At 71.7% G+C, this 15,790-nt stretch carries 17 protein-coding genes; 5 read left to right on the top strand and 12 right to left on the bottom strand.

Going from position 1 to position 15,790, the window contains the following annotated elements; genetic code table 11:
- Positions 1 to 64 precede the first annotated feature (64 nt).
- Entirely contained in the window at positions 65 to 844 is a 780-nt protein-coding gene (locus tag BN1555_RS24655; protein ID WP_093801421.1) for an SDR family NAD(P)-dependent oxidoreductase, read from the top strand.
- 398 nt (positions 845 to 1,242) lie between these two features.
- Here BN1555_RS24655 and BN1555_RS24650 read toward each other — a convergent pair whose 3' ends face one another.
- Entirely contained in the window at positions 1,243 to 2,727 is a 1,485-nt protein-coding gene (locus BN1555_RS24650; protein ID WP_093801420.1) for a hypothetical protein, read from the bottom strand.
- Positions 2,728 to 2,922: 195 nt separating this feature from the next.
- Between BN1555_RS24650 and BN1555_RS24645 the strand changes: the two genes are divergently transcribed.
- Entirely contained in the window at positions 2,923 to 4,767 is a 1,845-nt protein-coding gene (locus tag BN1555_RS24645) for an endonuclease/exonuclease/phosphatase family protein (protein WP_093801419.1), read from the top strand.
- Between the two features lie 235 nt (positions 4,768 to 5,002).
- Positions 5,003 to 5,449 carry a GNAT family N-acetyltransferase gene (locus BN1555_RS24640; RefSeq protein WP_093801418.1) on the top strand — a complete coding sequence of 149 codons (447 nt, stop codon included), beginning with the start codon at positions 5,003 to 5,005 and terminating at the stop codon, positions 5,447 to 5,449.
- 18 nt (positions 5,450 to 5,467) lie between these two features.
- Here the strand turns inward: BN1555_RS24640 and BN1555_RS24635 are convergent, their stop codons facing one another.
- Positions 5,468 to 5,854 (bottom strand): DUF4232 domain-containing protein, encoded by a 387-nt coding sequence (locus tag BN1555_RS24635; protein ID WP_255306146.1) that lies wholly within the window; start codon positions 5,852 to 5,854, stop codon positions 5,468 to 5,470.
- A 476-nt stretch (positions 5,855 to 6,330) separates the two neighbouring features.
- Between BN1555_RS24635 and dapA the strand changes: the two genes are divergently transcribed.
- A complete protein-coding gene (dapA, locus tag BN1555_RS24630; RefSeq protein WP_093803616.1) occupies positions 6,331 to 7,266 on the top strand; it encodes a 4-hydroxy-tetrahydrodipicolinate synthase in 936 nt (311 codons plus the stop codon).
- On the opposite strand, the gene BN1555_RS24625 is transcribed toward dapA, so the two are convergent.
- From BN1555_RS24625 to BN1555_RS24610, 4 genes are all read right to left on the bottom strand, one after another.
- Positions 7,251 to 7,475: a hypothetical protein gene (locus BN1555_RS24625; RefSeq protein ID WP_093801417.1), complete on the bottom strand. Its 225-nt coding sequence runs from the start codon at positions 7,473 to 7,475 to the stop codon at positions 7,251 to 7,253. The genes dapA and BN1555_RS24625 overlap by 16 nt on opposite strands.
- A gap of 388 nt (positions 7,476 to 7,863) precedes the next feature.
- Entirely contained in the window at positions 7,864 to 8,853 is a 990-nt protein-coding gene (dapD, locus tag BN1555_RS24620; RefSeq protein ID WP_093801416.1) for a 2,3,4,5-tetrahydropyridine-2,6-dicarboxylate N-succinyltransferase, read from the bottom strand.
- Between the two features lie 223 nt (positions 8,854 to 9,076).
- Positions 9,077 to 9,664: a TetR/AcrR family transcriptional regulator gene (locus BN1555_RS24615; RefSeq protein WP_093801415.1), complete on the bottom strand. Its 588-nt coding sequence runs from the start codon at positions 9,662 to 9,664 to the stop codon at positions 9,077 to 9,079.
- Positions 9,664 to 9,984 (bottom strand): DMT family transporter, encoded by a 321-nt coding sequence (locus BN1555_RS24610; protein ID WP_093801414.1) that lies wholly within the window; start codon positions 9,982 to 9,984, stop codon positions 9,664 to 9,666. The genes BN1555_RS24615 and BN1555_RS24610 overlap by 1 nt, the downstream gene beginning before the upstream one ends.
- Before the next feature lie 125 nt (positions 9,985 to 10,109).
- Between BN1555_RS24610 and BN1555_RS24605 the strand changes: the two genes are divergently transcribed.
- The gene (locus BN1555_RS24605) at positions 10,110 to 11,222 is read left to right on the top strand and encodes a DUF7847 domain-containing protein (RefSeq protein ID WP_093801413.1); all 1,113 of its coding nucleotides are present in this window, start codon (positions 10,110 to 10,112) and stop codon (positions 11,220 to 11,222) included.
- 131 nt (positions 11,223 to 11,353) lie between these two features.
- Here the strand turns inward: BN1555_RS24605 and BN1555_RS24600 are convergent, their stop codons facing one another.
- From BN1555_RS24600 to sufD, 6 genes are read right to left on the bottom strand one after another with little or no spacing between them, the layout of a single operon-like run.
- Entirely contained in the window at positions 11,354 to 11,713 is a 360-nt protein-coding gene (locus BN1555_RS24600; protein ID WP_093801412.1) for a metal-sulfur cluster assembly factor, read from the bottom strand.
- Positions 11,710 to 12,174 (bottom strand): Fe-S cluster assembly sulfur transfer protein SufU, encoded by a 465-nt coding sequence (sufU, locus tag BN1555_RS24595; RefSeq protein ID WP_093801411.1) that lies wholly within the window; start codon positions 12,172 to 12,174, stop codon positions 11,710 to 11,712. The genes BN1555_RS24600 and sufU overlap by 4 nt, the downstream gene beginning before the upstream one ends.
- 11 nt (positions 12,175 to 12,185) lie before the next feature.
- Entirely contained in the window at positions 12,186 to 13,442 is a 1,257-nt protein-coding gene (locus BN1555_RS24590; protein WP_093801410.1) for a cysteine desulfurase, read from the bottom strand.
- Positions 13,439 to 14,203, bottom strand: coding sequence for a Fe-S cluster assembly ATPase SufC (sufC, locus tag BN1555_RS24585; RefSeq protein ID WP_093801409.1), 765 nt, complete (start codon positions 14,201 to 14,203; stop codon positions 13,439 to 13,441). Before sufC ends, BN1555_RS24590 begins: the two co-directional genes overlap by 4 nt.
- Positions 14,204 to 14,210: 7 nt before the next feature.
- Positions 14,211 to 14,528 carry a non-heme iron oxygenase ferredoxin subunit gene (locus BN1555_RS24580; protein ID WP_093801408.1) on the bottom strand — a complete coding sequence of 106 codons (318 nt, stop codon included), beginning with the start codon at positions 14,526 to 14,528 and terminating at the stop codon, positions 14,211 to 14,213.
- Positions 14,528 to 15,748: a Fe-S cluster assembly protein SufD gene (gene sufD, locus BN1555_RS24575; protein WP_255306145.1), complete on the bottom strand. Its 1,221-nt coding sequence runs from the start codon at positions 15,746 to 15,748 to the stop codon at positions 14,528 to 14,530. The genes BN1555_RS24580 and sufD overlap by 1 nt, the downstream gene beginning before the upstream one ends.
- Positions 15,749 to 15,790: the final 42 nt, after the last annotated feature.

The raw sequence follows: 15,790 nt of genomic DNA, 5'->3' as shown, positions 1-15,790 counted from the left end.
CCCAGACTCCCGCGCGCGTATAAACGAGGACTGAACAGCGTCCGACGCCCGAGAGGCCACCGTCATGCACCTGCCCCCGCAACCGCCCCCCTCCGGCCGCCGCGTCCTCGTCAGCGGCGCCTCGCGCGGTCTCGGCCGCGCCGTCGCCCACGCCTTCGCGGCGGGCGGCGACCGCGTCGCGGTCCACTACGGCTCCCGGCGCGAGGACGCCGAGCGCACCCTCGGAGGACTCGCGGGTACGGGCCATGTGCTGGCCGGCGGCGACCTGTCCGACCCGGCGGGCGCGGCCGCCGTGGCGGACCTGGCGGCGGAGGGGCTCGGCGGCATCGACATCCTGGTGAACAACGCCGCCGTCAACGAACGCCACCCCCTTGCCGAGACGCCGTACGACGAGTGGGCGGCCGCATGGCAGCGCCACGTGGCCGTCAACCTGCTCGCCACGGCCAATCTCAGCCATCTCGCGGCCCGCCGCATGATCGACCAGGGCACGGGCGGCCGGATCGTCAACATCGGCTCGCGCGGCGCCTTCCGGGGGGAGCCGGACCACCCGGCGTACGGAGCGACGAAGGCGGCGGTGCACGCGCTCGGCCAGTCGCTGGCGGTCTCCCTCGCGCCGTACGGCATCGGGGTGGCGTCCGTAGCGCCGGGATTCTTCGACACCGAGCGCGTGGCGGACCGGCTGAGCGGGGCGGAGGGCGAGGCGATCCGGGCGCAGAGCCCGTTCGGGCGGGTGGCGTCGGCGGAGGAGATCGCGGGCGCGGTGGTGTGGCTGGCGTCGCCGGGTGCGGAGTGGTCCTCGGGGGCGGTGCTGGACCTCAACGGGGCGTCCCACCTCCGGACTTGAGGCCGACGGGGGTGGGTGCGGGTGGTCCTGCGGGGCCTGTCCCCACCCGGCGCCTTCCCGCTGTGACGCTTCGCGGCTCCGCCACAGGGGGGCACCGACCTGGACCCCGCTCCCCGATCACCGGAGAAGCTGGACTTTCCGGCCCGCCGGGGCCCCGGACGAAGTCCGGGGGAGATCGAGGACACGCCCGGAGCACGTCCCGGGGACCAAGAGACCCAGGGCCCGGAAGCCCGAGGGCCCGCAAGCCCGAGGGCCCGGGGCCAGGAGCCCAGAGGCCCAGGAGCCAAAGGGTCCGGGGACCCGGGGGCCAGGGGCCAGGGGACCTTGCCTCTCGGGCCAGGGCGGGGCGGGCAGGCCGCGCAGGGGCACCCGCATCCGCACCCCGGGCCCCGGGCTCCTCAACCCGACCTGCGCGACCTCGCCTTGAACGCCGCCTTCCGCGCCTCCTTCGCCGCCTTCTTGTCCGGGTGCAGCCGCCCCATCGCCTCCAGGACGTCCGCCGTCGCCGGGTGCTCCACCCGCCAGGCCGCGTCGAAGAAGCCGCTGTGCCGCCCGGTCAGGCCCGCCACCAGCCCCTGGAGCTCGTCCGGTTCGCCGTCCACGTCGAGCTGCGCGGCGATGGTGTCGATCGCGAGCCAGAAGACCATCTCCTCGGGCGGCGGCGGCACGTCCGAAGCGCCGTGCTCGGCGAGCCAGACCCGGGCCAGACCGCCCAGTTCCGCGTCGTCGAGCACCTCGCGGACCGCGCCCTCCGCCTCCGGGCCGACCAGCGACAGCGCCTGCTGGCTGCGGAGCCTGCGCAGCGGCGCACCGGTGTCGGAGCCGCGCGCGGCGGCGAGCAACTCCCGTGCCGCCGCGACCGGTTCGCGACGGCCGAGCCACAGCTGGGTCTCGGCGCCGGCCGACGCCTCGGGGAAGTACGCGATGCCGTCGAGCAGCGCCTCCGCACCCTTCTCGGCGAGATCGCCGACGGCGGGCGCGTCGACGCCCGCTTCAAGCATGCGGGCCCGTACCCCGTACAGACCGAGCGGGGTGAGCGCGACCATTCCGTACCGGGAGACGTCCTCGTCGTCGGCGGGCGGCTCGGGCTCCGTGCCCTCCTCCGCCATCAGCGCCTCGTCGACCGGCTGGTAGGTGACGAGCCCGATCGGCTCCAGCACCCTGAACTGGTCGTCGAGGCGCATCATCGCGTCCGACACCTGCTCCAGTACGTCGTCGGTGGGCTCGCCCATGTCGTCGGGCACGATCATCGAGGCGGCGAGCGCGGGCAGCGGCACCGGCCCGTCCGCCACCCCCTCGGAGACGGTCAGCAGATACAGGTTGCCGAGTACGCCCTCCAGGAACTCGGCCTCCGCCTCCGGGTCCCACTCCAGCGCCTCGAAGTCGATCTGCCCGTCCTCGCCGATGACTCCGGCGAGGTCGTCCAGGACGGGCGCGGTGGCGTCGGCGAAGACGGCGTCGAAGGCGTCGAGCCAGATGGCGAGTACGTCCTGGGGGCTCCCGGAGGTGAGCAGCGCCAGGTTCTCGCCGGCCGTGGCGGTCCCCGTGGCTCCGGAGCCGCCCTCGGAGCCGTCCGAGCCGTCCGAGCCGTCGGCGCCCTCACCGGGGTCCGTCACCTCGACAAGTCCCGCGTCGACGGCGAGCCGCCAGGCCTCGCTCGCCTCGGCCGCACCGTCCTCGTCTGCGGCGAGGCCGAGGTGTTCGGCGGCCTCGGGCAGCTGCTCGTCGACGAGTTCACCGCCCGCGCCGACCCGGGTAGCGGGCCCCGCCCACCGGGCGAGCCGCGCGGCGCGCGCGAGCAGGGGCGAGGTGAGCGCCTCACGCGCCAGCTCTGCGTCGGAGTGGAGCCGCACCGGCGGCAGGGTGGGGCGTTCTCCGGACATCTGGGGGTTCTCCTCGGGCGCGTGCGGGTCGGGCGGCCCCCAGCGTAGACGTATTTGCCCCCATGCCACCGGGTTCATGTACCCGTCAAGATCCGTACACCCGGCGCCCCTTGACAATCCCCGGGCCCACACAAGAGATTGACGCGCGTAGAACCTCGTTCGGCCCCCCTCATCCCTCGCACTCGGAGCCACGTGATGACAGCCCGTTCCTCCTCCCTCCCGAGATCCGCCGCAGTCGCGGCCGTCGTAGCCACCGCACTGGCAGGCGGACTGCTGGCGGGCTCGGCCTCCGCATCCGCGTCCGCCACCGCCGAGGTGCGGATCCACGACATCCAGGGCACCACCCGGATATCCCCGCTCGTGGGACAGCAGGTCACCGACGTGTCCGGCATCGTCACGGGTGTGCGGACGTACGGCTCGAAGGGCTTCTGGTTCCAGGACCCGCGGGCCGACGCCGACGCCGCCACCAGCGAGGGCGTCTTCGTCTTCACCAGCTCCGCGCCGACCGTCGCCGTCGGCGACGCCGTCAAGGTGTCGGGCACGGTCGGCGAGTACGTCCCCGGCGGCACCTCGTCCGGCAACCAGTCGCTCACCCAGATCTCCAGGCCGGCCGTGACCGTGGTCTCCTCGGGCAACGCGCTGCCCGCGCCGGTCGCCGTCTCGGCGAAGTCCGTCCCCGCCGCGTACGCCCCCGAAGGCGACCCGGCGGCGGGCGGCAGCATCAACGCGCTGCCGCTGGACCCGTCGGCGTACGCCCTCGACTACTACGAGTCGCTGGAGGGCAGCAACATCCGCATCGGCTCGTCGCGCGTGGTCGGCGCGACCGACCCGCACTCGGAGCTGTGGGTCACGGTGAAGCCGGAGGAGAATGACAACCGGCGCGGCGGCACGGTGTACGGCTCGTACACCTCCCAGAACACCGGCCGGCTCCAGATCCAGCAGCTCGCCCCGGTCTCCCAGCAGCCGTTCCCCAAGGCGAACGTCGGTGACGTGCTGTCGGGTACGACCGAAGGGCCCCTGGACTTCAACCAGTACGGCGGCTACACGCTCACGGCCCGCACCCTCGGCACGGTCACCGACCGCGGCCTGGAGCGCGAGTCGACCCGGCCGCAGCGCCGCGGCGAGCTGGCGGTGGCGACGTACAACGTCGAGAACCTCGACCCCGGCGACCCGCAGGCGAAGTTCGACGCGCTGGCGGCGGCGGTCGTGGACAACCTCGCCTCGCCCGACATCCTCGCCCTGGAGGAGATCCAGGACGACAACGGCGCGAAGAACGACGGTACGGTCTCCGCCGGGGAGACGCTGAAGAAGTTCACGGCCGCGATCGCGGCGGCCGGCGGCCCGTCCTACGACTGGCGCACCGTCGACCCCGCCGACGACAAGGACGGTGGCGAGCCCGGCGGCAACATCCGCCAGGTCTTCCTCTTCAACCCCGAGCGGGTCTCCTTCACCGACCGCGGGGCCGGTGACGCCGCCACCGCGACCGGTGTCGTACGGGAGAAGGGCCGCGCGGCCCTGACCCACTCCCCCGGCCGCGTCGACCCGGCGAACGCGGCCTGGGAGAACAGCCGCAAGCCGCTCGCCGGCGAGTTCACCTTCCGCGGCCGTACGGTCTTCGTGATCGCCAACCACTTCGGCTCGAAGGGCGGCGACGAGGGCCTGCCGTCGCACCACCAGCCGCCGGTGCGCAAGTCGGAGGTCAAGCGGCTGGAGCAGGCGGAGGCGGTCAACTCCTTCGTCAAGGACATCCTCAAGGCCCAGCGGAACGCGGACGTCCTGGTCCTGGGCGACATCAACGACTTCGAGTTCTCGGCGACGACGAAGGCGCTGACGGCGGACGGCGCGCTCTTCCCGGCGGTCAAGTCCCTGCCCCGCCCGGAGCGTTACTCGTACGTCTTCCAGGGCAACAGCCAGGTCCTGGACCAGATCCTGACCAGCCCGTCGATCAGGGACTTCACGTACGACAGCGTGCACATCAACGCGGAGTTCGCCGAGCAGAACAGCGACCACGACCCGCAGGTGCTGCGCTTCCGCCCGTAGTCTCCGATCCCCCGCACGCCCGCGCCGAGGCCGGGCGCGGGCGTGCACCGCTTCACTCCGCCGCCCGTCACGCCCGGGAAGGTGTGCCGGACGGTACGTTCCGCACGGGCACGGGGGTTCCTCCCCGTCCGGCGCACCACCGGGGCACGCCCCGTGCCCCGTGCCCCGTGCCGAGGCGTGAAGTCCGGTCGAGGCCGAACGGGCCGCCCACCGCGGCTGTGCCAGAATCCGGGCCATGATCTTCCGTGCCGCCACCCGCCAGGACCTGCCCGCCGTCCTCGCCCTCCTCGCGGACGAGGAGAAGGTCGTCGATCCGGCGTCGGTCGTCGTCGACGCGGCGTACGAGCGGGCTTTCGCGGCGATCGACAGCGACAGCCGCAACGAGATGCTGGTCCTGACCGACGAGTCCGGCACGGTGCTGGGCTGCCTCCAGGCGACGTACATACCGGGCCTCGGCAAGCACGGCGGCGAACGGGCCCTCATCGAGGCGGTACGGGTCAGGGCGGACCGGCGCGGGGAGGGGCTCGGGCGTGAGCTCGTCACGCGGGCCGTCGAGCGGGCCCGCGAGCGTGGCTGCACGCTGGTCCGGCTGACCAGCGGCAAGCGGCGCAGCGACGCGCACCGCTTCTACGCCTCGCTCGGATTCGCGTGCAGCCACGAGGGGTTCAAGCTCGCCCTCTGAGGCCGGGAGGGCAGGCGGTCAGCCGGCGGACCCGGCGCTCCAGGCGGTCAGGGTGAGTTCGTCCACGGTGCGCATCTCGCCCTCCAGCGGAAACTTCTGCGCTTCCCCGCCGGGGGCCGGGGCGATCGCGAGGGCGGACGCCTGGCGCAGCCGTCCGGCCGAGGGGTTGCTCGTCCAGGAAAGGAGCGACCGCACGCTCTCGCCCGGGTCGAGGATCACCGAGGCGGGGCCCTTGTCCTGGCCCATGTACGAGGAACCGCGGTTCACCCAGATGTCGAGGACCTTGCCGTCGGGGTCCAGTGCCTGGACGGTGGGGTACCCGTAGACCTGGTGGGGCTCCTTGCCGCAGTTGGTCAGGGTGAGTCCGACGGCCCGGTGGCCGAGGGCCGCCTGCACCTCGCCCATGGACACCTCGGGGCGCCCGGACGAACAGCGGCCCGGCGGGGTCCCCGCCGAGGAGGCCGGGGGCGCCGGGGGCCGCTCCGGCCCGCGCGCGGCGGAACCGGGCGAGGACGGTGCCGAAGGGGTGGCGCTGTGCGCCGGAACCGGTTTCGCCGTGGGCGTCGGCTCCGGTTCGCCCTCGCCGTCCGGTACGAGAAAGCCGGCGCATCCCCCAGGACCACCGCTCCGGCGAACGCCAGTACGGTCGCGATCCCGGCTCTTCGTACGCTCATGCGCCTACTCCCCGCCTCGGTGCCGCGACAGGTGTCCGCCCCCGCCGCCGCCTCCATCGCCCTGGCCGCGCCGTCGATCCCGTCGGCCGCGGAGTGCCGATCATGCCAGACACCGCACGACGCACCCCCGAATGTTCAGCCTTGCTTACCGCTTGCGCGAAGGAAATCTAAGTGGACCTTCACCATCCGACGGCCGAGACTCACCGTATGACAGCATCAGGCCCCTTCGGCCGCGCCCTGTGCGCAATGATCACGCCCTTCACCCCCGGGGGCGCGCTGGACCTGGACGGCGCCCAGTCGCTCGCGGAGCGCCTGGTGTCCGACGGCGGCTGCGAAGGTCTCGTACTGAACGGCACCACCGGCGAGTCCCCGACCACCACCGACGCCGAGAAGAGCGCGCTGGTACGGGCCGTGTGCGAGGCGGTCGGCGACCGGGCGGCGGTCCTCGCCGGGGTGGGGAACGCCGACACCCGGCACACCGTCGAGCTGGCGCGGGCGGCCGAACGGGCGGGCGCCGACGGGCTGCTGGTCGTCACGCCGTACTACAGCCGGCCGCCCCAGGAGGCCGTGGAGGCGCACTTCCTGCGGGTCGCGGACTCGGTCGGCGTCCCGCTGATGCTGTACGACATCCCCGGCCGCACCGGCACCCGCATCGAGGCCGGGACGATGCTGCGGCTCGCCCGCCATCCGCGCATCACCGCGGTGAAGGACTGCGCGCACGACCTGCTGGGCAGCGCCACCGTCATCTCCCGGACGGACCTCGCGTACTACTCGGGCTCCGAGGAGCTCAACCTGCCGCTCTACGCGATCGGCGGCGCCGGCTATGTCAGTACGGTCGCCAACTCCGCGCCCCGCGCGATGCGGGCGGTCCTCGACGCGTACGACGCCGGGGACACGGCGGGAGCCACCCGCGCCCACCTGCGCGCGCTGCCCCTCGTCACGCTGACGATGGCGTCGGGCCTGCCCGGCACGGTCACCACGAAAGGGCTGCTCGGCGCGCTCGGCCTGCCGGCGGGCCCGGTCAGGGAACCACTGCAGCCCGCCGACCCGGCCACGGTCGACGGGCTGCTCAAGGCGTACGGAGAACTCCCGGAATGCGCGGAACCGGCAGGGCCGGCGGGGCCGGGTCAGTCCCAGACGTAGGTCCGTCCGAGGATCGCGGCGTGCTCCAGCACGTCCTCCGCCGGATCGTCGATCTGACCGGTGGAGAAGAGCATCACACGGGGCGCGTTGTGCGAGTCCCTGTGCGTCTCGTCTGCGTGCGCCGCCCCGGCGGGCAGCCCCACCGCCATGAGTACCGCACCGCATCCGGTGATCCACCGGGCCAGTGCCCGTGCCTGCTGCTCCTTCATGCCGCTCCCTCACCGTGACTCTTGTGATTCCTCTTCCAATGTGGCGACCTGCCTATCCACCCGAACGGCCCAAAGGTCACGCGAGGTCACCCGTCGGAGTGCGGTTCACGGCGGCGAGTACGGCGCGCACGGAGAACGCCGCGCCCGCTACGCCGGCTTCGTCCGGCGGCGCGGCGCTCCCTCTTCCGGCAGCTCGGACTCGATGGCTCAGCGTTACTGGAGAGTGAACGGCCTCGAGCAACTCCTGTTCGTCCATGACCAGGCGGTCAAGGACGACAGCGGTCGGCACCTGCCGGACTCCTCATGCGGTGCTGCTCACGCACGAGCGCCCTCCCGGGCCGTCCTGGGGCCGTGGAAGGGCGCTCGTTGATCAGACGGCCGCAGCTGATCAGTTGTGGCTGTGCAGTACGTCGTTCAGGCCGCCCCAGACCGCGTTGTTCGGGCGGGCCTCGACGGTGCCGGTCACCGAGTTGCGGCGGAAGAGGATGTTGCTCGCGCCGGACAGCTCGCGGGCCTTGACGACCTGGCCGTCGGGCATCGTGACGCGGGTGCCCGCCGTCACGTACAGGCCCGCCTCGACGACGCACTCGTCGCCGAGCGCGATGCCGACACCCGCCTCGGCGCCGACCAGGCAGCGCTCGCCGATGGTGATGCGGACGTTGCCGCCGCCCGAGAGGGTGCCCATGGTGGACGCGCCGCCGCCGATGTCGGAGCCGTCGCCGACGACCACCCCGGCGGAGATGCGGCCCTCGACCATGGAGGTGCCGAGCGTGCCGGCGTTGAAGTTGACGAAGCCCTCGTGCATCACGGTGGTGCCCTCGGCGAGGTGCGCGCCGAGGCGGACGCGGTCGGCGTCGGCGATGCGGACGCCCTTGGGGGCGACGTAGTCCGTCATGCGCGGGAACTTGTCGACCGAGGTGACCTGGAGGTGCAGGCCCTCGGCGCGGGCGTTCAGCCGTACCGTCTCCAGCTGGTCGACGGCGACCGGGCCGAGCGAGGTCCAGGCGACGTTGGCGAGGAGGCCGAAGACGCCGTCCAGGTTCTGGCCGTGCGGCTGGACCAGGCGGTGCGAGAGGAGGTGGAGGCGCAGGTACGCGTCGTGGGCGTCCAGCGGCTTGTCGTCGAGCGAGGCGATGACCGTACGGACGGCGACGACCTCCACGCCGCGGCGGGCGTCGGGGCCGACGGTCTTCGGCGCGGCGGCGCCGAGCAGCTCGGCGGCGCGCTCGGCGGTGAGGCGCTCGGTGCCGGCGGGGCCCGGCTCGGCGACGAGCTCGGGGGCGGGGAACCAGGTGTCGAGGACGGTGCCGTCCGCGGCGAGGGTGGCGAGGCCGGCGGCGACGGCGCCGGTGGTGCGAGTAGCAGTCGTATCGGTCATGTCCGAACGCTAACCGGGACCGGCACGCCGAGGCGAACCGGTCCCGGATGGCGGGCGCCGGTGCCTCCCGAAGCCCTAGGAGGGGGCGAGGGCCGGGGACGGGCCCGACGCACACCGCCGCACGCCCGGCGCGGCGGGCACGAGCCGGCTGAAGCGGCTGACGCCGGTGGTGGAGCGCGACCGTACGGTCCGCGAGGTCTTCCGTCCGGTCACGGCTGTCCGGTCACGGAGATCGCGGCGGGCATCGAGGCGGCGCCGGCCGCCGTTCGCGGTCCCAGCCGATGACGCGGGCCAGCAGCTCGCGGGCGTACTCCGCGTCGTACGCCGTCCCGGTCAGCAGCACCTGGAGGCAGATCCCGTCCATCAACGCGACCAGCGCCCGCGCCGTGACCGGGTCGGTGCGCCGCGCCAGCCGGTCCGCCAGGCCCGCGCACCACTCGGCGGCGACAGGGCGCAGCGCGGGCCGGCGCAGCGCGGCCAGGTAGAGCTCGTACTCCAGCTCCACTCCGGCACGGTCCCCGGACAGCCACTCCCCCAGCAGCCGGGCGAGTTCGTCCGCGAGATCGGCGTGCGGGTCTTCCAAGGCGCCACGTGCGCTCACCGCCTTCGCGAAGCCCTCACCGGCCTGCCGCAGCGCGGCGACCATCAGCTCGTCGAGGGTCTTGAAGTGGTACGTCGTCGAGCCGAGCGGCACATCGGCCTCGGCCGCGGCCGACCGGTGGGTCAGCCCCGCGATGCCCTTGCTCCTGACGACCCGTATCGCGGCGTCGATGATCCGCCGGCGGCGCCCGGGGTCGTGACGGCGGGCCATCAGTGCGCGCCGCCGAGGTTGAGCAGGACGACTCCGACGATGACGAGGGCGATCCCCGCCAGCTCGACGGTGTTCGCCGACTCCCCGAGGAAGAACGTGCCGATGGCGGCGACGGCCGCGGTGCCGGCACCCGCCCAGATCGCGTAGGCGGTGCCCACCGACATGGTCTTGAGCGTCTGCGCGAGCAGGGTGAAGGCCGGCAGGTAGCCGACGGCGGTGCCGAGCGAGGGCCACAACTTGGTGAAGCCGTCGCTGTACTTCATGGCCGTGGTCCCGGCCACTTCCGCCGCGATGGCAGCGGCCAGCAGTACACAAGGCATGTGTACGAGTGTACATATCGTTGTGTACGGCCGTACACATCCGTGCCCCCGGCGCCGCTCCACCCGCCACGGGCACCGGTTACGGTGTAGCGCCCGGTCAGGGCACGGAGCACAGCGGAGGGAACGTGGCGCACGATTCGGGCTGGAACGGCCCCCACGGCGGCGGACCGTACGGAGGACCCCCGCCGCCCGGCCGGGGCGGCGGGTGGACGCCGCCGCCCCGGCCGCCGCAGCCGGGCGTGGTCCCGCTCGGCCCGCTCCAGTTCGGGGACCTGCTGGGCGGCACGTTCGCCACGATGGGCCGGTACGGGAAGCAGCTGTTCGGCATAGCCGCGCTGGCGTACGGCGGCGCGCTCCTGGTGGTGGCCGCGACCGCGGCGGTCGCGTTCTCCGCGACACGCGACGACCTGGAGAAGGTCTTCCGCTCCGGTCCGTACTCCGACCGGTACGGCGACTCCCTCGACTCCGACGCCGCGTGGTCACTGGCGGCCGCCTTCGGAGCGGTGTGGATCGTCGCCGTACTGGCCATGGTGGTCACCACCGCGACCGTCATGGCCACCTGTCCCGCCGTCCTCCAGGACGCGGTGCTCGGCCGCCGTACCACGATCGGCACGGTGTGGCGCCGCGCCCGGCCCCGGGTGCCCTCCGTGATCGGCGCGATGCTGCTGCCCTGGGTCGCCGCGGCGCTCGTCATGGCGCTGTTCACGGCCAGTTACGTCGCCCTGATCGTTTCCCTGGTCTCGGACGGCGCGTCCGGAGCCTGGGCCGCCCTGGGCTTCCTCCTGGTGCTCGCGTCCATGCCGGTGGCCGTCTGGGTGTGGGTGCTGTTCAGCCTCACTCCGGCCGCCGTGGTCTTCGAGTCCCAGGGGCCCGTCGCCGCGCTGCGCCGCTCGGCCCGGCTGGTGAAGGGCTCCTGGTGGCGGATCTTCGGCATCACCATGCTGGCCTGGATCATCGCCATGGTCGCGGGCTACATCGTCCAGTTCCCGCTCACGGTCATCGGCGCGATGTCGAGCATGCCCGGCATGGCGGACCTCGGCCCCGAACCCGGCGTCACGGAGGTCGTCGCCCCGATGGGGACGTACCTGGTGTTCATCCTGCTGGGCGGCATCGTCAGCCAGATCATCGCCACCACCTTCCCCCAGCTGGTGACCGGTCTGCTCTACGTCGACCAGCGCATCCGCAAGGAGAACCTGGCCCCGGTCCTCGCCGAGGCCGCGTCCTCGCCGGACCGGTGACTCCGGCCGGCTGCTTCCTCCCGGCAGCACGGCGAAGAGGCCCCCGGCAGGTGCTTGCCGGGGGCCTCCCGACCGGGCGTACCGGTCTGCTGGACCTGCTCTGGATCTGCTGGACCGCTGGTCCGCTGGTCTCAGACGTTGAAGCCGAGCGCGCGAAGCTGCTCGCGGCCGTCGTCCGTGATCTTGTCCGGGCCCCACGGCGGCATCCAGACCCAGTTGATCTTCAGCTCGCTGACGATGCCTTCGGTCGCCGACTTCGCCTGGTCCTCGATGACGTCGGTCAGCGGGCAGGCCGCGGACGTCAGCGTCATGTCGAGCGTGGCGATGTTCGAGTCGTCGATGTGGACGCCGTAGATCAGACCGAGGTTGACGACGTCGATACCCAGCTCCGGGTCGACCACGTCGTACAGCGCCTCGCGGACCTCCTCCTCGGTGGCCGGCTTGGTCGTCACGGTCTCGGTCTCGGTGGGTGTCGCGGTGTTCTCGCTCATGCGGTCTTCCTCTCGGCGCTCTCGCCCAGTGCCTGGGCCGTCGCGTCCTTCCATGCCATCCAGCTCAGCAGAGCACACTTCACACGCGCCGGGTACTTCGAGACACCGGCGAACGCGACCGCGTCCTCCAGCACCTCCTCCATCGCGTCGTCCGGCTCGATCTGGCCCTTGGACTGCATCAGCTCCAGGAAGGTCGCCTGGATCTTCTGGGCCTCGGCCAGCTCCTTGCCGACCAGCAGATCGTTCAGCACGGAGGCGCTGGCCTGGCTGATGGAGCAGCCCTGGCCCTCGTACGAGACGTCCTCGACGGTGTCACCGGCGTACTTCACGCGGAGCGTGATCTCGTCGCCGCACGTCGGGTTGACGTGGTGCACCTCGGCGTCGCCGTCCCGCAAGCCCCGCCCGTGCGGGTGCTTGTAGTGGTCCAGGATGACTTCCTGGTACATCGAATCAAGCTTCACGATCCCAGCCTTCAGCCGAAGAAGTTCCGGACGTGCTCCAGGCCCTCGACGAGGGCATCGACCTCGGCCGGCGTGGAGTACAGATAGAACGACGCTCGCGTGGTCGCAGGAATTCCGTACCGCAGGCAGACGGGCCGCGCGCAGTGGTGTCCGACCCGGACCGCGATGCCCAGCTCGTCGAGGACCTGGCCCACGTCGTGCGGGTGGATGTCGCCGAGCGTGAAGGAGATCGTCGCCCCGCGGTCCTCGGCCGTCGTCGGGCCGATGATCCGCAGGCCCTCGACCTCCTTGAGCCGCTTGATCGCGTACTCCGTGATCGCGTGCTCGTGCGCCGCGATCTTGTCCATGCCGATCGCGGTGAGGTAGTCCACGGCCGCACCGAGGCCGACGGCCTGGGCGATCGGGGGCGTACCCGCCTCGAACTTGTGCGGAGCCGGAGCGTACGTCGACGAACTCATCGACACGGTCTCGATCATCTCGCCGCCGCCGAGGAACGGCGGGAGGTCCTCCAGCAGCTCCTGGCGTCCCCAGAGCACACCGATGCCGGTCGGGCCGACCATCTTGTGTCCGGTGAAGGCCACGAAGTCGGCCTGGAGCGCCTGTACGTCGAGGATCATGTGCGGTGCGGCCTGCGAGGTGTCGATGCAGACCAGCGCGCCGACCTCCTGGGCGCGGCGGATGATCGCCTCGACCGGGTTGACCGTACCCATGATGTTCGAGACCAACGTGAAGGAGACGATCTTCGTCTTCTCGGTGATGACCTCGTCGATGTCCGACAGGTCGAGACGGCCCTCGTCGGTGATGCCGAACCACTTCAGCTTCGCGCCCGTGCGCTGCGAGAGCAGCTGCCACGGCACGATGTTGGAGTGGTGCTCCATCTCCGTGATGACGATCTCGGTCTCGGCGTCCACGCGGTAGGGCTCGTCGGCCCAGCCCAGCATGTTCGCCACGAGGTTGAGCGACTCCGAGGCGTTCTTGGTGAAGATGACCTCGTCGCGGCTCGGCGCGTTGATGAAGGCGGCGACCTTGTCGCGGGCGCCCTCGTACAGCGCCGTGGCCTCCTCGGCGAGCACGTGGACGCCACGGTGGACGTTGGCGTTGCTCTGCTCGTAGTACGCGTTCAGCGCGTCGAGTACCTGGCGGGGCTTCTGCGAAGTCGCCGCGTTGTCCAGGTAAACGATCTTCTTCCCGTCGTGGACCACACGATCCAGCAGGGGGAAGTCCTTGCGGATCGCCTCGGTGTCGAGAAGGCCCGGCAGCTGTGTCACGCGGTTACGCCACCCTTCGTGTACTCCTCGTAGCCCTCGGCCTCGAGCTTGTCGGCAAGCTCCGGGCCACCGGACGCGACGATCCTGCCCTTGGCGAAGACGTGTACGAAGTCCGGCTTGATGTAGCGCAGGATGCGCGTGTAGTGCGTGATCAGCAGCGTGCCGACCTCGCCGCTCGCGTGGACGCGGTTGACGCCCTCGGAGACCTGGCGCAGGGCGTCGACGTCGAGGCCGGAGTCGGTCTCGTCGAGGATCGCGATCTTCGGCTTGAGGAGCTCCAGCTGAAGGATCTCGTGACGCTTCTTCTCACCGCCGGAGAAGCCCTCGTTGACGTTGCGCTCGGCGAAGGCCGGGTCCATCTGGAGCTGCTCCATCGCGGACTTGACCTCCTTCACCCAGGTGCGCAGCTTGGGGGCCTCGCCGCGGATCGCCGTCGCCGACGTACGCAGGAAGTTGGAGACCGAGACGCCGGGGACCTCGACCGGGTACTGCATGGCGAGGAACATGCCGGCGCGGGCGCGCTCGTCGACGGACATCTCCAGGACGTCCTCGCCATCGAGGGTGACGGTGCCGCTGGTGATCGTGTACTTGGGGTGACCGGCGATCGAGTACGCGAGGGTGGACTTGCCGGAGCCGTTGGGGCCCATGATGGCGTGGGTCTCGCCCTGCTTCACGGTCAGGTCGACGCCCTTGAGGATCTCCTTGGTGGAGTTGTCGGCCTCGACGGAAACGTGCAGGTCGCGGATTTCAAGCGTTGCCATGGGTGTCTCAGGACTCCTGGGTGACGGAGACGAGCACATCGTCCCCTTGGATCTTGACGGGGTATACGGGGACGGGGCGCGTCGCGGGAAGGCCGGAGGGCTTGCCGGTGCGGAGGTCGAAGCTCGATCCGTGCAGCCAGCACTCGATCATGCAGTCCTCCACCTCGCCCTCCGAGAGGGAGACGTTCGCGTGCGAGCAGATGTCGTGGATCGCGAACACCTCGCCCTCGGTGCGGACGACGGACACCGGCGTGCCGTCGAGCTCCACCCGTTTCGGGGTGTCGTCCTCCAGCTCGCTCAGCGCACAGGCTTTGACGAAGGCCATCAGACGGACGCCTCCAGCTCGGCGTCGATCTTGGCGAGGAGGCGCTCCTCGACGTCGGGCAGACCGATCTGCTGGACGAGCTCCGCGAAGAAGCCGCGGACGACGAGGCGGCGGGCCTCACCGGCCGGGATGCCGCGCGACATGAGGTAGAAGAGCTGCTCGTCGTCGAAGCGGCCGGTCGCCGAGGCGTGGCCGGCGCCGACGATCTCGCCGGTCTCGATCTCCAGGTTGGGGACCGAGTCGACGCGCGCGCCGTCCGTGAGGACGAGGTTGCGGTTCATCTCGTACGTGTCGGTGCCCTCGGCGGCGGCCTCGATGAGGACGTCACCGATCCACACGGCATGTGCGCCCTCGCCCTGGAGCGCGCCCTTGTAGACGACGTTCGACTTGCAGTGCGGCACGTTGTGGTCGACGAGGAGGCGGTGCTCCTGGTGCTGGCCCCGGTCGGTGAAGTACAGGCCGAACAGCTCGGCCTCGCCGCCGGTGCCGGCGTAGCTCACGCGCGGGTGGAGACGTACGACGTCGCCGCCGAAGGTCACCACGACCGATTTGAACGAGGCGTCGCGGCCGATCAGCGCGTTGTGCTGCGCGACGTGCACGGCCGTGTCGTCCCAGTCCTGCACGGAGACGACGGTCAGCTTCGCGCCGTCGCCGAGGACGAAGTCGACGTTGGCGGCGAGCACGGCGTCACCGGTGTGGTCGATGACGACGACAGCCTCGGCGAAGGCGCCCAGCTCCACGACCTGGTGGGAGAAGACGGTCCCGCCCTCACCGTGCACGGCGATGCGGATCGGCTCGTCGAGGACCGTCTCCTTGGGGACGGTCACGACCGAGGCCTTCTCGAACGACGAGTACGCCTGGGCGGCGACCCGGTCCACCGGCTTGCCGGCCTTGCCCAGACGCGGGTCGTCACGGTCCACCGTCTCCTGGATGACGCCCGCGGGGGCGGTCACCTCGACGCGGATGCCGCCGTCGGCGGCCGCGGTCCCGTCGTGCAGCCCGCGCAGGCGGTCCAGCGGGGTGAACCGCCATTCCTCCTCGCGGCCGTGCGGGACGGGGAAGGCCGCCACGTCGTACGACGGAGGCGCACTCATGCGCGTGGCGACGGTGGACTCGGCGGCCACCGCGATCGAGCCGGCGGTGGTGGAACCCACCGGTGGGGGTCCCCCCTGGACCGTAGCTTGCCGGAGGTCCTTGGGGGCGTTCTGAGCCTCAGCCATGGCTGTCGTAGTGCTCTCTCTCTGGGTCGTGAGGTAAGTCGC

The sequence above is a fragment of the Streptomyces sp. Wb2n-11 genome (assembly GCF_001049855.1).
GTDB classification, from domain to species: Bacteria; Actinomycetota; Actinomycetes; order Streptomycetales; family Streptomycetaceae; genus Streptomyces; species Streptomyces altiplanensis.
This window is presented reverse-complemented; position numbering and strand designations above follow the sequence as displayed.

What these genes read in the sequence shown, in the direction of transcription:
- BN1555_RS24655 (WP_093801421.1), top strand. Translation starts at nt 65, where the DNA reads ATGCACCTGCCCCCGCAACCGCCCCCCTCCGGCCGCCGCGTCCTCGTC.
- BN1555_RS24650 (WP_093801420.1), bottom strand. Translation starts at nt 2,727, where the DNA reads ATGTCCGGAGAACGCCCCACCCTGCCGCCGGTGCGGCTCCACTCCGAC.
- BN1555_RS24645 (WP_093801419.1), top strand. Translation starts at nt 2,923, where the DNA reads ATGACAGCCCGTTCCTCCTCCCTCCCGAGATCCGCCGCAGTCGCGGCC.
- BN1555_RS24640 (WP_093801418.1), top strand. Translation starts at nt 5,003, where the DNA reads ATGATCTTCCGTGCCGCCACCCGCCAGGACCTGCCCGCCGTCCTCGCC.
- BN1555_RS24635 (WP_255306146.1), bottom strand. Translation starts at nt 5,854, where the DNA reads ATGGGCGAGGTGCAGGCGGCCCTCGGCCACCGGGCCGTCGGACTCACC.
- dapA (WP_093803616.1), top strand. Translation starts at nt 6,331, where the DNA reads ATGACAGCATCAGGCCCCTTCGGCCGCGCCCTGTGCGCAATGATCACG.
- BN1555_RS24625 (WP_093801417.1), bottom strand. Translation starts at nt 7,475, where the DNA reads ATGAAGGAGCAGCAGGCACGGGCACTGGCCCGGTGGATCACCGGATGC.
- dapD (WP_093801416.1), bottom strand. Translation starts at nt 8,853, where the DNA reads ATGACCGATACGACTGCTACTCGCACCACCGGCGCCGTCGCCGCCGGC.
- BN1555_RS24615 (WP_093801415.1), bottom strand. Translation starts at nt 9,664, where the DNA reads ATGGCCCGCCGTCACGACCCCGGGCGCCGCCGGCGGATCATCGACGCC.
- BN1555_RS24610 (WP_093801414.1), bottom strand. Translation starts at nt 9,984, where the DNA reads ATGCCTTGTGTACTGCTGGCCGCTGCCATCGCGGCGGAAGTGGCCGGG.
- BN1555_RS24600 (WP_093801412.1), bottom strand. Translation starts at nt 11,713, where the DNA reads ATGAGCGAGAACACCGCGACACCCACCGAGACCGAGACCGTGACGACC.
- sufC (WP_093801409.1), bottom strand. Translation starts at nt 14,203, where the DNA reads ATGGCAACGCTTGAAATCCGCGACCTGCACGTTTCCGTCGAGGCCGAC.
- BN1555_RS24580 (WP_093801408.1), bottom strand. Translation starts at nt 14,528, where the DNA reads ATGGCCTTCGTCAAAGCCTGTGCGCTGAGCGAGCTGGAGGACGACACC.
- sufD (WP_255306145.1), bottom strand. Translation starts at nt 15,748, where the DNA reads ATGGCTGAGGCTCAGAACGCCCCCAAGGACCTCCGGCAAGCTACGGTC.